Genomic DNA, 14273 nt, shown 5'->3' on the forward strand with positions numbered 1-14273 from the left:
GGACTTGGCCTCCGGCCTTGCTGGTACTTTGTACGGGTATACATCGATTCTCCGGGAGCCGGGAGGGAATCCGTTGAAGTCCGTCCCCTGAAAGGGGCGGGGGACCATTGCGCTTGTGCAATGGTGGTGGGGTTCTCCTATTCGTCACATCCGTCGCGGGAGACACAGCCCTGCGGGCGGCATCGCAATGGGCCATCCAACTGCGCCGACATCTCTCTGCACTCTTCACTTTCGGACATGAATGAATAACTATACTGTGATGAAGGCTTTACCGAGAACTTGTTGACACATACCTGCAGCCCCCTTTTCCCTTGACAGAATCCCTGCCAGTTCGATAGACTATAAAAAATACCATTTTAAAGGAAACGAGGTTTTTCCTATGTCCATTCACGAATTGGAAGAAGCCAACCGGTGTCTCCAGTGCAAAAAGCCCCGGTGCCGGGAAGGCTGTCCCATCCATACCAATATTCCGGAAATGATCCGGCTGTTCAAGGAAAACGACCTGATGACGGCCGCCCAGATGCTGTTTGACAACAACCCTCTTTCCGTAGTCTGCAGTCTGGTGTGCAACCATGCAGCCCAGTGCGAAGGTCACTGCATCCGGGGCATCAAGGGAGCTCCCGTGCACATTTCCGCCATTGAAAACTACATCTCCGATTCCTGCTTCGACCGGCTGAAGATCGACCAGGCTCCCTCCAACGGGAAAAAAGTGGCCATCATCGGCGCCGGCCCTGCCGGGATCACCATTGCCATCATCCTGGCCAAACGGGGCTACCAGATCACCGTTTTCGATTCCCGGGACAAGATCGGGGGCATCATGCGGTACGGGATCCCGGAATTCCGGCTGCCCCGGTACATCCTGGACCGGTTCGAAGACCGGATGAAGAAAATGGGCATCAAGTTCCGGTTCAACTTCACCATCGGCGGCAACATCACCCTGAAGGACCTGTTTGCCGACGGGTACAAATCCGTGTTCATCGGCACCGGTGCCTGGCGGCCCAAACGGATGCTGATCCCCGGGGAAACCTTTGGGAATGTCCACTATGCCATCAGCTACCTGAACAACCCGGATGCAGTGGATCTGGGCCAGAGCGTGGCCATTTTCGGGTCCGGGAACTCCGCCATGGACGTGGCCCGTACCGCCGTCCGTCACGGCTGCAAAAGCGTCACTGTCTATGTGCGCCGGGACCATGTGTCCGCCTCCCAGGATGAATACGAATATTCCCTGCTGGACGGAGTGAAGTACGAATTCAACAAAACCGCCGTGGCCATCAAGGACGAAGGCCCAATGGTGGCGGATACCAAAGTGGAAGACGGCCATGTGATTGTGCTGGAAGACACCGCCCGTCTGGTGCCGGTGGACAGCGTGGTGATCGCCGTATCCCAGGTGCCCAAGCGCCGGCTGGTGGAACACAACGAAGGCCTGGAGCTCAACGACCGGGGGAACCTGAAGACCAGCGAAGACGGGGAAACCACCCTGCCCGGGGTCTTTGCCTCCGGAGATGTGGTCACCGGAGCCAAGACCGTGGTCCATGCGGTGGAGTATTCCAAGAAGATTGCCGACGAAATGGATCTTTACATGAAAAATTTGGATAAAAAGGGTTGACAAAATCCGGTACTTCACGCTATAATGATTAAGCTGCAACGCAATGATTCACTAGCTCAGTTGGTAGAGCACCTGACTTTTAATCAGGGTGTCCCGGGTTCGAGTCCCGGGTGGATCACCATTTGAAAGCCAAAGGCCTGTCCCGTTGGGACAGGTCTTTTTTTGTGTGCGGCGGGCGGACCGGGCGGCACAGCTGCGCCGGTCCAGGGCAAAATGTGGGCAGAGCCGCCTGCAGCTTGCCGGCCTGTTTGAACGTGTACGCCGGATCCGTAGGGGCGGCAGGCCCGGCCGCCCGCAGTCACTACGGACTTCTGTGCATTGGACAATCCATAAGACACAAAAACGCCATAAATAAATTTGATAAAATTGTGAATTGGAACATATAAAAATCAATTATTATGAACAAATAATGTCTTTATGCAATCTATTGTATACAATAGATTGAACGATTTCATGTTGAATCCGAGAAAACTGTATGTTATACTGAATCCATAGAATTCACGGAAATATGAAAATAAACAATAATTTTATCAAATATAAATTCTGCTGATAGCGGATTGCCTTTTTATGATTTACCCCCTTTTCTTTCTGAATTCAGCCCTTCACCGGGTTTGAAGAGCCTTTATTCCATCAATCTAAGGAGGGATTATTGTGAAAAAGTGGTTTGCAGTATTGATGGCAGGGATGCTGGCCGTAACAGCCGCAGGCTGCGGCGGCTCCGGGGACAAGAAATCTGCTGACGGAAAACTGGACCGGAGCAAACAGTTCATCACCGTGCTTACCGGTCCTACCAGCGGTATCTATTTCCCTATCGGAGGCGCTTTCTCCAAAGTCGTCGGGGAAATGGGCTACAAGACTTCTGCTACGGCTACCGGGGCTACGGTGGAAAACATCAACGGGATCCTTACCGGCAAGGGTGAAATGGCCATTGCCATGTCCGACTCGGTGATCCAGTGCCAGGACGCTTTCGGGGCCTTTGAAGGCAAGAAAAAGGAGCCGGACCTGCGGGTGATGATGGGTCTGTGGCCCAACGTGGTCCAGATCGTTACTACGGAAGATTCCGGCATCAAGACCTTCCAGGACATCAAAGGCAAGAGAGTGGGGGTCGGGGCTCCCAACTCCGGGGTGGAACTGAATGCCCGGATGATCTTTGAAGCCAATGGCATGAGCTACAAGGACGCCAAGGTGGACTACCTGTCTTACGGGGAAGCCATCGACCAGATCAAGAACGGCCAGTGCGACGTGGCCTTCGTGACTTCCGGCCTGGGAAATGCCACCATCAAGGAACTGGGCACCATGAAGAAAATCCGGTTCATTCCCATCGACGGGGAAGCCATCAAGAACCTGACCGCCAAGTATCCCTTCTACATGCCCTTCAAGATTCCCAAGGAATCCTATGACACGGACGCGGATACGCCTACCGCTGCCGTTATGAACGTGATGCTGGTGGACAAGAAGCTGCCTGATGATGTGGTGTATGACCTGCTTACCGGGATCTATTCCCAGAAGGGGCTGGAAACCATCGGAGCTTCCCATGCTACGGCCAAACGGGAAATCACCCTGGATACCGGTCTGAGAGGCATCAAAGGGACCTCTCTGAAGCTGCATCCCGGGGCGGAAAAATTCTGGAAAGAAAAAGGGAAGCTCTAAGGCTGTCCCGTGAAGGGTAAAACAAGGATCCTGGCCTGTCTGGCCCTGCCCTTTGCCATCGGACTGCTGTTCTGGTGGCACTGGGCCGGCCGGACAGTCCTGCGGATCAGGGATTATCAGACAGGGAAAATTTATGTGGAATATCCCGCCGGGCCGGGGGACAGGCTGTTTTTCGGATGGATCCATTCTCTGGAGCACATCCACTGGCATGAATATTTCCATGTGGCGCCGGACAACAGCCTGGTGCTGGATACCATTTCCTTCCCGGCTTTCGGGGCGGGGATTCCGGAAAACAGGGGGAAGAAGACCTGGATCGATGAAAAAGGGAACATTTACATGGACCAGATCGACCAGGTGTTTCCCCGGATCGACTGGCTGAACTCCCATTACGCCACCCGGGAGATCCGGATCAACGACCAGCTGCTCACCAGCGGCCGGCTGTTGCCGGAACATACCCGGCTGACCCTGATCATAGAGAAAAGGGGGTATTTTGATGGACGACTTGAAGAAACGCTCTGCAGCTCCGGGCTCCGACGCTTTCTCCCAGGCTCCCGTCAATAAGGACGGGATCATCACGGGAGACATGACGGAAGAAATGGCGGCCAAGACCAATGCCATCATCGAAAAGGTGGACAAGGAAAGCGCCACCCGGAAATTCACCGGCAAAATCAAAAGTTTCTTTTACATTTTTGCCATCCTGGTTTCTCTCTACCATCTGTATACGGCTATTTTTGGACCTCCGGTGACCCTGGTCCACCGGTCTCTCCATGTGGCCATGATGTGTTCCATGTGCTTTTTGATGTATCCCATGAGGAAAAAATCCAGCCGGACTACCCCCAGCTGGTTCGACTGGTTCCTGGCGGCCATTTCCTTCGTGATTCCTTTCTACATCTGGCATGATTACCTGGGTGTGGTGGAACGGGCCGGACGGGCCAGCGATATGGATATGGTCATGGCTACCCTGCTGGTGGTGCTGGTGCTGGAAGCCACCCGGCGCTGCAGCGGCAAAGCCCTGCCCATCTTGAGCATCTGCTTCATCCTTTACGGGATGTATGGCCGGGAGTTTCCCGGGATGTTCATGCACCGGGGCTACGACTGGCTCAGTCTGTCCAACCATTTCTTCGCCAATACGGAAGGGATCTACGGCACTTCCGTCAACGTATCTTCCAGCTATATTTTCCTGTTTATATTGTTTGGCTGCGTCATGACCAAATCCGGCATGGGAAAGTTCTTCAATGACATTTCTCTGTCCATTGCCGGTCACACCAAAGGCGGTCCCGCCAAGGTGTCCGTGGTGGCAGCAGGGCTCCTGGGCTCCATCAACGGCTCTGCGGTGGCCAATGTGGTGACCACCGGGTCCTTTACCATTCCTTTGATGAAGAAGACCGGTTATTCGGCGGAATTTGCCGGCGCGGTGTCGGCGGCAGCTTCCGTAGGAGGCCAGCTGCTTCCGCCCATTATGGGGGCGGCAGCCTTCATCATGGCAGAAATCCTGGGGGTCAAGTATTCGGAAATCATCGTCTGGGCGGCCATTCCGGCGCTTCTGTACTACATGGGGATCCTGATCCAGGTCCAGCTCCGGGCGTCCAAAGACGGTCTGGTAGGGGTACCCAAAGAACAGCTGCCCCGTACCCGGGATGTGCTGAAGGCCCAGGGCCATCTGATCATTCCCATTGTGTTCCTGCTGTACATGCTGTTCATGTCCGGTTCCACGGTGGTTTATGCGGCGGTGCTCACCATCGGGGTGACCATCCTGGTGGCCGCTTTGAAAAAAGCCACCCGGATGAAACCCAAAGCCATTGTGGATGCCCTGGCGGAAGGAGCCAAGCAGACGGTCAGTGTGGCCATTGCCTGTGCCTGCGTGGGCATTGTGGTGGGGGTTTCCTCCAAAACCGGGTTCGGGCTCACCATGGCCAACACCATCATCAGTCTGGGGAATACCAGCATCATGTTCACCCTGGTGTTCACCATGATCACCTGCATGATCCTGGGGATGGGACTGCCTTCCATTCCTTCCTACATCATCACTTCCTCCATTGCGGCGCCGGCCCTGTTCAAATTGGGCATCCCCAATGCGGCGGCCCATATGTTCAGCTTCTACTTTGCCATGTTCGCCAACCTGACGCCTCCTGTGGCCCTGGCGGCCTTTGCCGCGGCAGGGGTGTCCGGCGGGGATCCCATGAAGACCGGCTGGACCTCGGTGAAGCTGGCAGTGGCCGGGTTCATCATTCCCTATATTTTCGTCTTGTCGCCTCAGCTGATGCTGATCAATACAACCTTAGGGGAAGGGTTGTTTACGGCGGCAACGGCGGCGCTGGGGGTGTTCCTCCTGGCGGTGGCCTGCGAAGGATATGTGTACGCACCGGTGAATGTGGTCATGCGGTTGGTGTCCCTGGTCGGGGCCCTGCTGCTGATGATCCCGGGAATCCAGACCGATATTATCGGAGCCGTGATCCTCATCGGCGTGATTTTCTTCCAGAAAAAGAAAGCGGCTTCTTTGCAGGCGGCATAAAGAATGGCCTCCACCGGCCGTTGACTTCTGATCGATGATAGAGGGGACTGTTGCATGCGCAACAGCCCCTCTTCTTCATTTGACAAACCTCCAGGGCTATGGAATAATGCAGATATCATAGGAAAAGCGAGGGGATATCATGGCGAAAAAAGAGGAATGGCGTCTGGAACGGGATTCTATGGGTGAAATCAAAGTCCCGGCGGACAAATACTGGGGTGCCCAGTCGGAACGGAGCTTTGAAAACTTCAAGATCGGTACGGAAAAAATGCCCCTGGAAGTGATCCGGGCCTTTGCCTATCTGAAGAAAAGCGCGGCCCAGGCCAATGGGGCTCTGGACAAACTGGACAAGAAACGCTGCCAGACTATCGGGAAGGTCTGCGATGAGATCCTCAAGGGCAAACTGGACGAAAACTTCCCGCTGGCGGTATGGCAGACCGGCAGCGGCACCCAGAGCAACATGAACGTCAACGAAGTGATCGCCCACCGGGGCAATGAACTGGCCGGGGAAGCCCTGCTCCATCCCAACGACCATGTGAACATGTCCCAGAGCTCCAACGACACCTTCCCCACCGCCATGCACATTGCTGCCGTCTGGGAACTGGAAAAACACCTGCTGCCGGCCCTGGATGAGCTGGTGGCTGCTTTCAAAAAGCTGGAAAAAGAAAACAAAGGCATTGTGACCACCGGCCGGACCCATCTCCAGGATGCAGTGCCTGTGGCTTTCTCCCAAGAAATCTCCGGCTGGCGGACCATGCTGGAACGGAACCGGCAGGAAATCAAAGCCGCGGAAAAAGGGCTGCTGGAACTGGCCCTGGGGGGCACGGCCGTAGGTACCGGCCTCAATGCCCCCAAAGGCTTTGACAAAAAGGTGGCGGGCTTCATTGCCAAGAACACCGGGTTCCCCTTTGTGACAGCCCCCAACAAATTCCATGCTCTCACCAGCCTGGATGATATGGTCTTTGCCCATGGGGCCCTGAAGGCCCTGGCCGCCAACCTGATGAAAATGGCCAACGATGTGCGCTGGCTGGCTTCCGGCCCCCGGGACGGACTGGGAGAGATCACCATCCCCGCCAACGAACCGGGTTCTTCCATTATGCCCGGGAAGGTGAACCCCACCCAGTGTGAAGCGGTGACCATGGTGGCGGTGCAGGTGATGGGCAACGATGCGGCCATCGGCTTTGCCGCTTCCCAGGGGAACTTCCAGCTGAACGTGTTCCTGCCGGTGACCATCTACAACTTCCTTCAGTCCGTACGGCTCCTGGGAGATGTAATGGAATCCTTCCGGAAGAACTGTGTGGTGGGCATTAAGGCCAACAAGGAAAAAATGGCCCACAACCTGCACAATTCCCTGATGCTGGTAACGGCCCTGAGCCCCTATATCGGCTACGACAAATGTGCCCAGGTGGCCAAACTGGCCTTCAAGGACGACATTTCCCTAAAAGAAGCCGTCCTGAAGCTGGGCTTCATGGAAGAAAAAGAATTCGACAAAGTGTTCCATCCGGAGAAGATGGTATAAAAAAGGAGCTGTTGCACATGCAACAGCTCCTTTTTTTTTATTCCCCCAACATCTCCAGAATCTTCGCTCCGGCGGTGCAGGCGGGGCAGAAGCAGTACTTGCCTCCTTCTGCCTTTACTTTCTGGCCCTGGGCCAGCAGCTGGGCAGCGGTTTCGGCTCCGAAGGCCTTTTTGGCCTCGTCAGAAGCGAAGAAGGGCAGCACCTGGTCAATGGTGTTTACATCTTCCTTCAGGGCAGCCCGGAGCAGGGCCGTCAGGTTGGCCTGGGCGGCGGTGCCCTCAGCGGCCAGCCATTGTTCCGCCAGATCTTTCAGACCGCTGTACACGCTGGGGGCTGCGGCCAGATTCTTTACTTCAGCAACCAGTTCTTCATGATTTGCCATGGGAATCATCCTTCCTGTAATAAGATTAATTACATCATACCCTCTTTTCTCCAAAACTGCAAGCGTCTCTTTTCCATCGATATTGTGATAAAAATGAAAAGTTCGTGAAATATACACTTGTAAAAAAGAAGGCTTTGGGAACACAAGGCGTTTTCCGGGACGGGAGAAAGTTTCCTCTGGTATAGTGAAGACGTGGAAAACTACCACAGATCCTGGAACGAAGAGAAGCGCAGGATTGCCGGCACCTGTAGAGGAAACAAGGCCACTCGCACAGAACCCGGGAAGCAGGCGAACCCCTTCCGGACAGGAAATTACCAGAAGGAGGATTTTTATCATGAAAAAAAACTTAGTGTGTGCTCTGGCTATGGCTATGGGCATCAGCGCCACGGCATTTGCCGCCAACCCGTTCTCTGATCTGCCTGCAGGCCACTGGGCTTATGGAGCTGTAGCAAAACTGGCTGCTGCCGGTGTGGTGGACGGATATCCTGATGGCACCTTCAAAGGTGACAAAACCATGACCCGGTATGAAATGGCACAGATTGTAGCCAAAGCTCTGGCCAAAGGAGCCATCGGTGCCGATGACAAGCTGGTCAGCGAATTCGCTGATGAACTGGACAACCTGGGTGTCCGGGTGGCCAAACTGGAAAAGAACGCCGACAATGTGAAGATCACCGGGAACGTCCGGCTGAGCTATGATCACAGCTCCGGCGGTGCCGTAAACAAATGGCAGGCTGCCAAAGCCGGCCGTGACAACGACGACGCCCGGCTCCGTACCCGTCTGTTCCTCACCGGCGAAGTCAACGACAACTGGCATTACGTATCCATGCTGGAAAACAACCAGCACTTCATCGGCCAGAACGAATCCGGTGACGATGACACGGAATTCCAGAGAGCTTACCTGACCGGGAACATCGGGGTGGTAAACCTGACCGGCGGCCGGTTCCAGGACTTCATCGCTGACGGGAACATCTACGATAGCCGTGTGGATGCCATCAAAGCCGATGTGAAGATTGGCCAGGCCTACATCACCGGGGTCTGGGGCAAAATGGCCAACAAGAGCGAATACAGCTGGAGCGATTCCAACAACGATTCCGTGGCCGACAAATACTGGAGGGCGGAAGTAGGCGGCCGTTGGGGCAACCTGAACATGGCAGCCAACTACGTCCGGGCAGACGATGTAACCGCCATGGGCATGGGCAAAGATGATGACTCCATCTGGACGGTCGGTGCCGACTACACCGCAGGCAAGTTCAACTTCGGGGCCATGTACCTGAACGGGGACAATGATCACCTGGATGACATGGGTAAAGATGACGACGGGGTCGTTGCCTGGCTGCAATACGGCGGCGCCACCGCTTCCAAACCCGGCAGCTGGGGCCTGTTCACCAAATACTATGATCAGGCGGCCACCACTACCATTGCTCATACCATGAACGGCCGGTATGATGTGTTCCCGGAAGAAGGGTTCAAGGGCTGGCACTTCGGCGGCAACGTAACCTTGGCCAAGAACATGGTGGCCCAGGTGGAATACTTCGACCTGAAAGGCAAGGACAGCGACGAACATGCACGGACCCTGTGGTCTCAGATGGTCGTAACCTTCTAATCAGCAACCAACACGAGAGGACTGCATACTGGCGGCAGTCCTCTTGTTTTTTAGCCGGAAGGGATTTGGTATAATGGAAACAGAAGCTGCGGCAAAGGAGGATGTTCTGATGGGAAGACGGAAAAAGGAAGAAAAACTGCTGGAAGAAAAGGATGAGGCCCTGCACCGGAAGATCCGCCACCGGGCCAAGGAGATGTTCCTGGAACTGGGATATGTGCGGACCACCCTGCCCAAACTGGCGGAATCCCTGGGGATTCCCCAGCGGCAGATCAGTCTCTGGTACCGGACCAAGGAAGAACTGTTGGATGACCTGGCTGCCCAGCTGATGGAACGGACCCGGGATTATATCTGCCACACCTTCCTGCCAGATGAGGCTTTCCCCGAATCCTGGACCCGGGAGGAAATGGCCCTGTACCGGTATGTGATGCTGCTGGGGATGGAAATGGAGGTACTGGACACCAACACCATGCTGTGGAGTTTCTGGAAGACTGCCTACTGTATCCCCCATCTGCTCGAACGAGTGGTGGCCCGCCATTACCGGTATGTGACCAGACTGTTTTCCGTCCGGATGTCCAGTCAGTTCAGCTACGAAAAGATGCTGCTGGTGTGTTCCGGACTGGGAGGCTATGTGATGGCCCACGGGTTCCGGAAGCCCTACCACTGGGACCGGATCCGCCGGACCTTCCTGACCCATTCCCTACGGATCTTCGGGATTTCTTCCGGGACCATCCAGAAAATGCTGGACCGGCTGGAGGAGCAGCGGCCCCTGCTGGAGGAAATCAGCGGGAAAATCCTGGGGAGCTTATAGGCATTCCGGCGGAAATCTTTTATAATAGGGAGAAGAAATACGGATGCCCGAGGGCCCTTTCCGGAAAAAGGGCCGGGCCGTGAAAGGAACGGATGGATATGAAACTTTTCCCAAAACTGACTTCTGCTGTGCTGGCCGGCCTGCTGGCCGCCGGCTTCTCCCTGCCGGTGCTGGCGGCCAACCGGAACTTCAGTGATGACATGAAATTCCAGGAACCGGCGAAAATCACCCAGGACCAGGGGGCTGCTTCCATAGAGCGGAAGCTGGATCACAAAAAGACCATTTATTACACTCACCCGGACTTCTACCATATGCATTCCAAAGGGTCCCTGGTGCTGCTGCCGGCTTTCAAGACCATCCAGCAGTCCAGTGAATGGTCCTGCGGACCGGCGGCAGCCCTGATGGTGCTCCGGTGGTATGACCGGCAGAAGGACTGGACGGAACAGAAGCTGGCGGATCTGCGCCATCCCCTGAAGGACGTGAATGTCCCTGGCTTCCCGGACGGATATCCGGGCACCACCCTGGAACAGATGAAGGACATGTTCCAGAAGGTGGGAGGGTTCGACTTGGTGACCACGGAAGACTATGCAAAGGCCGGGAAGACCTTCGGACCGGAAGACATCAAGGCCACCCTGAAGGCCGGAAAGCCTATCCTGGCAGGATGGATCGACTGGGGCGGCCACTGGCAGGTAATCATCGGCTATGATGACATGGGCACCGCCGACACCCAGGACGATGTGCTGATCGTGGCGGATCCCTACGACACCACGGACCATAACCAGGACGGCTACGGCATCTACCCGGCCGCCCGGTTCTTCTCCACCTTCGACATGTACGGCCAGTTCCCGGAAAAAGAGGGAGGGAACCACAATCTGTTCCTGATCGCCTCTCCGGCCCGGGTGAAGCTGTGATTTTTTAGAGGGGCTGCTGCACATGCAACAGCCCCATTCCTCTCCTCTAAAAAGTCAAAAAAACTTTGACTTTTTAGCACTCAACGCTTGACAGTGCTAACAACCTGTGCTATTATAATACCAGAACGAAGGAAAGACCACAGAGAAGGGTTCCCAAGAGAACCTGGAACGTAGGACGGGCCCCTGAGGGGCCGCAGGAATCCAGCCTTTCGGTAGTTCCAAAAGCTGACCTTCAAGGCCAAGATTGAATGGAGGAATGGCTTATGTTACTGCCTAGCGTTTTCAATGACAATGTGTTCGATGATCTCATGAATGACTTTGATGATGTGTTTACGGCCAGAAATCCTCTGTACGGGAAACACTCCAGAAATATGATGAAGACCGATGTGCGGGATGTGGGCGACCACTATGAACTGGACATTGACCTGCCGGGGTTCAAGAAGGATGAAATCCATGCACAGCTGGAAAACGGATATCTGACCATCAGTGCCAGCAAGGGTGTGGACAAGGATGAAAAAGACAAGAAAGGCCAGTATATCCGCCGTGAACGGACCTTTGGCCAGTGCGCCCGGAGCTTCTATGTAGGCGAAGGGGTCACCGAGGCTGATGTGAAGGCCAAGTACGAAAACGGTATCCTGGAACTGAGCATCCCCAAAAAGGAACCCCAGAAGGTGGACAACAAGAAATATATCGCCATCGAAGGATAACGAGGGCGGGAGACTCCGTGGAAAGTCGGAGCTCCATAGAGAAAAAGGACTGCTGCTTGAGCGGCAGTCCTTTTTTTGTGCAACAAATGTATGACTGTATAGTCGGAAACAGACTGTTTAGTCATGGCTCAAGTGCAAGAAGTTACAGGATTTTCGAGGGATACTTGTGGCAGAAAAATGAAAACAATGAATTTTTTCGCTATTGATTGATGAAGTTTTTGCCCCGTGATACACTAAAATCATACCGCAAAATATTGCAGGAAGAATGGAGTCACAGGATTTATGGGCAGAAATCGAAAACAACCGTTGGCAGACGTTACTCCACAGGACCTGACCGGCCGGGAACGGGTCCTGAAAAGTGCAGCCAGACTGCTGCTGGATGTAGGCTACCAGCGGATGACTCTCAGCCGGATCAGTGAGGAATCTGGAGTGGGAGGGCTGGAGATCCGCCGCTGGTACAAAACCAAGGACGAAATCCTGGCGGCTCTTTCGGAGCAGCTGAAACGGCTGATCCTGACCCAGGCCCTGGAGATTTTCGGGGTGCCGGAGAAAAGATCGAACTACTCCTGGTGGAACTGGAAACCCAAAAAGAGAAAATGCTGGAAATCGGGCAGCAGCTGTTTGAAGAGCTGTGAGACCGTTGAAGGGGTTGTTGCTTAGGCAACAGCCCCTTTTTCCTTGACATCCTCCCCCAGTCCCCATAAACTATATTCTATACTGTATTGTAGCAAAGGAGCATCGCAGCATGGAAAAACCGATTCCGGAACTGATTACGGTGGAAGCAGCCCGTGATACCCATCGCTGGGTGGCCATGACGGCCCTGCTGCTGGCCATTGGGGTCATCCTCCATACCATCAGCCCCAACGTGGGCGGGGTCACCCCCAACTGGACCATCGCCATGTATTCCATTACCATCTGTCTGACGAAGCCAGGGCCCACCCGGGCTTTGGGCATCGGCTTTGTGGCCGGGCTCACCCTGATCCCTTCGTCCAAATCCGCCTTCCCGCTGGGGAACATTGCCAGTGAACTGTGCGGGGCCCTTACCGCCTGTATCCTGGTGAAGGCCTTCGCCCTGGCCCACCTGGAACAGCTGAAGGTGAAGCCTTTTATTGTAGGGTTCCTGGCCACTTCCGTCAGCGGCAGTGTGTTCACCTACATCTTGAAACTGGTGCTGGGGCTGCCCCTTGCCGTGTGGACTCATGCCATGCTGCCGGTGGTGCTCACCGTAGGGGTCCTGAACGGTGTGGTCACCCAGGTGCTCTACGGCCCGGTACGGAAGATTTTCTTTGCTACGGAGGGGAAACACCATGTGTGAAACAGCCATCCGGATTTCTGATTTTTATTTTGCCTATCTGAACAGTGACCTGGTGCTGAAAGACATCAACCTGGACATCCAGAAAGGCAGCTTCACCGCCATTGCCGGGCCCAGCGGCGCCGGCAAGACCACCCTGTGCAAGGCCATGACCGGCATCGTCCCCCATTATTACGGGGGCCGGTACCACGGCAGGGTGGAAGTGCTGGGAGAAGACCTGAAGGGCCGGAAGATCTCCGAAATCGCCATGCGGGTGGGGATCATGATGGACGACTACGAAAGCCAGATGGTGTCCCTGACTGCCGGGGAAGAAATCGCCTTCGGCCTGCTGAACCACGGGTTCTCCCCGGAAGAGGTGGATGCCCGGGTGAGCCAGGCCCTGGAGGATGTAGGGCTTCCCGGCCGGGAAAACTACCAGCTGGACGAACTGTCCGGAGGCCAGCGGCAGCGGCTGCTCCTGGCATCCGTGCTGGCCTGCCGTCCGGAAGTGCTGATCCTGGATGAACCGGTGTCCGCCCTGGATCCTGACGGGGCCCGGTCCCTGTATGCCCTGCTGTACAAGATTTACCGGCAGCATCAGATGACCGTAGTGGTGGTGGAACATGACCTGAACTACCTGCTGCCCTATATGACGGACCTGGTGCTCATCAGCCAGGGAGAGGCCCGGGTCCAGGGACCCTTTGCCGAAGCCGCCCGGAACGCCTTCGCCCAGGAGGACCTGCGGGAGAACCTGCCGGAACTGTGGCAGGTGAAACTGGGCCTGGAAGAAAAGTACCAGGTGAAGCTGGGAGACTGGAGAACGGAAGAAGAAGCAGAAAAGGAACTGCTCCAGAAATTTCAGGGAGGCGCCAAGGAATGATTGAAGCAAAAGCAGTGAACTTTGCCTACCGGAGAGGCATCCCTGTGCTCCAGGACATCAGCTGCCAAGTGGAAGACGGGGAAGCAGTGGCTCTCCTGGGCCACAACGGCAGCGGCAAGACCACCCTCAGCCGGCTGTTCATGGCCCTGAACCATCCCCGGAGCGGCCAGGTGCTGGTGGACGGAGTGGATATTGCCGGCTACGAACCGGCGGACCTGGCGGACAAGGTGGGGTATGTGTTCCAGAATCCAGACCTCCAGCTGCTGGGGGATACGGTATATGATGAAGTGGCCTACGGCCTCCAGAACCGGAAAATGCCCAAAGAGGCCCTGGACCGGCAGGTCCGGGATGCGGTGGAAGCCATGGGGCTGACCCCCTGCCTGGACCAGTATCCCCGGGGGCTTTCC

General features: G+C 55.5%; 14 protein-coding genes and 1 tRNA gene. 14 read left to right on the top strand and 1 reads right to left on the bottom strand.

Features of this window, described 5'->3' with window-relative positions:
- The first annotated feature begins 379 nt into the window (after positions 1 to 379).
- The 6 genes from QVO43_RS05325 to fumC all read left to right on the top strand — a co-directional run bounded on the left by QVO43_RS05325 (position 380) and on the right by fumC (position 7284).
- Positions 380 to 1606 carry an NAD(P)-dependent oxidoreductase gene (locus tag QVO43_RS05325; RefSeq protein ID WP_022487534.1) on the top strand — a complete coding sequence of 409 codons (1227 nt, stop codon included), beginning with the start codon at positions 380 to 382 and terminating at the stop codon, positions 1604 to 1606.
- A gap of 45 nt (positions 1607 to 1651) precedes the next feature.
- A tRNA-Lys gene (locus tag QVO43_RS05330) sits at positions 1652 to 1727 on the top strand.
- A gap of 530 nt (positions 1728 to 2257) precedes the next feature.
- Positions 2258 to 3256 (top strand): TAXI family TRAP transporter solute-binding subunit, encoded by a 999-nt coding sequence (locus QVO43_RS05335; RefSeq protein WP_022487535.1) that lies wholly within the window; start codon positions 2258 to 2260, stop codon positions 3254 to 3256.
- A 9-nt stretch (positions 3257 to 3265) separates the two neighbouring features.
- On the top strand, positions 3266 to 3817 hold the full coding sequence (locus tag QVO43_RS05340; protein ID WP_022487536.1) for a DUF1850 domain-containing protein: 552 nt from the start codon (positions 3266 to 3268) through the stop codon (positions 3815 to 3817).
- Positions 3818 to 3839: 22 nt separating this feature from the next.
- Positions 3840 to 5768, top strand: a complete 1929-nt coding sequence (locus QVO43_RS05345; protein WP_154488010.1) for a TRAP transporter permease — start codon at positions 3840 to 3842, stop codon at positions 5766 to 5768.
- Positions 5769 to 5907: 139 nt separating this feature from the next.
- Complete coding sequence (fumC, locus tag QVO43_RS05350; RefSeq protein WP_022487538.1) at positions 5908 to 7284, top strand: class II fumarate hydratase; 1377 nt, start codon at positions 5908 to 5910, stop codon at positions 7282 to 7284.
- Positions 7285 to 7321: 37 nt separating this feature from the next.
- Here the strand turns inward: fumC and QVO43_RS05355 are convergent, their stop codons facing one another.
- On the bottom strand, positions 7322 to 7666 hold the full coding sequence (locus tag QVO43_RS05355; RefSeq protein ID WP_022487539.1) for a hypothetical protein: 345 nt from the start codon (positions 7664 to 7666) through the stop codon (positions 7322 to 7324).
- A gap of 334 nt (positions 7667 to 8000) precedes the next feature.
- On the opposite strand from QVO43_RS05355, the gene QVO43_RS05360 reads away from it, so the two are divergent.
- The 8 genes from QVO43_RS05360 to QVO43_RS05395 all read left to right on the top strand — a co-directional run.
- Positions 8001 to 9269, top strand: a complete 1269-nt coding sequence (locus QVO43_RS05360; protein WP_022487540.1) for an S-layer homology domain-containing protein — start codon at positions 8001 to 8003, stop codon at positions 9267 to 9269.
- A gap of 109 nt (positions 9270 to 9378) precedes the next feature.
- Positions 9379 to 10077, top strand: a complete 699-nt coding sequence (locus tag QVO43_RS05365) for a TetR/AcrR family transcriptional regulator (RefSeq protein ID WP_022487541.1) — start codon at positions 9379 to 9381, stop codon at positions 10075 to 10077.
- A 98-nt stretch (positions 10078 to 10175) separates the two neighbouring features.
- Complete coding sequence (locus QVO43_RS05370) at positions 10176 to 10988, top strand: C39 family peptidase (RefSeq protein WP_022487542.1); 813 nt, start codon at positions 10176 to 10178, stop codon at positions 10986 to 10988.
- A gap of 263 nt (positions 10989 to 11251) precedes the next feature.
- The gene (locus tag QVO43_RS05375) at positions 11252 to 11695 is read left to right on the top strand and encodes an Hsp20/alpha crystallin family protein (protein ID WP_022487543.1); all 444 of its coding nucleotides are present in this window, start codon (positions 11252 to 11254) and stop codon (positions 11693 to 11695) included.
- A 282-nt stretch (positions 11696 to 11977) separates the two neighbouring features.
- Positions 11978 to 12355: a TetR/AcrR family transcriptional regulator gene (locus QVO43_RS05380; RefSeq protein WP_022487544.1), complete on the top strand. Its 378-nt coding sequence runs from the start codon at positions 11978 to 11980 to the stop codon at positions 12353 to 12355.
- Positions 12356 to 12440: 85 nt separating this feature from the next.
- Positions 12441 to 13010, top strand: a complete 570-nt coding sequence (locus QVO43_RS05385; protein WP_022487545.1) for a tryptophan transporter — start codon at positions 12441 to 12443, stop codon at positions 13008 to 13010.
- Positions 13003 to 13866: an energy-coupling factor ABC transporter ATP-binding protein gene (locus tag QVO43_RS05390; RefSeq protein WP_022487546.1), complete on the top strand. Its 864-nt coding sequence runs from the start codon at positions 13003 to 13005 to the stop codon at positions 13864 to 13866. The genes QVO43_RS05385 and QVO43_RS05390 overlap by 8 nt, the downstream gene beginning before the upstream one ends.
- Positions 13863 to 14273 (top strand): energy-coupling factor ABC transporter ATP-binding protein (locus tag QVO43_RS05395; protein ID WP_288174577.1); only part of this gene is annotated, 411 nt, incomplete at its 3' end. The genes QVO43_RS05390 and QVO43_RS05395, both read left to right, overlap by 4 nt.

The organism is Acidaminococcus sp. CAG:542, from assembly GCF_000437815.1.
Lineage (GTDB): Bacteria > Bacillota > Negativicutes > Acidaminococcales > Acidaminococcaceae > Acidaminococcus.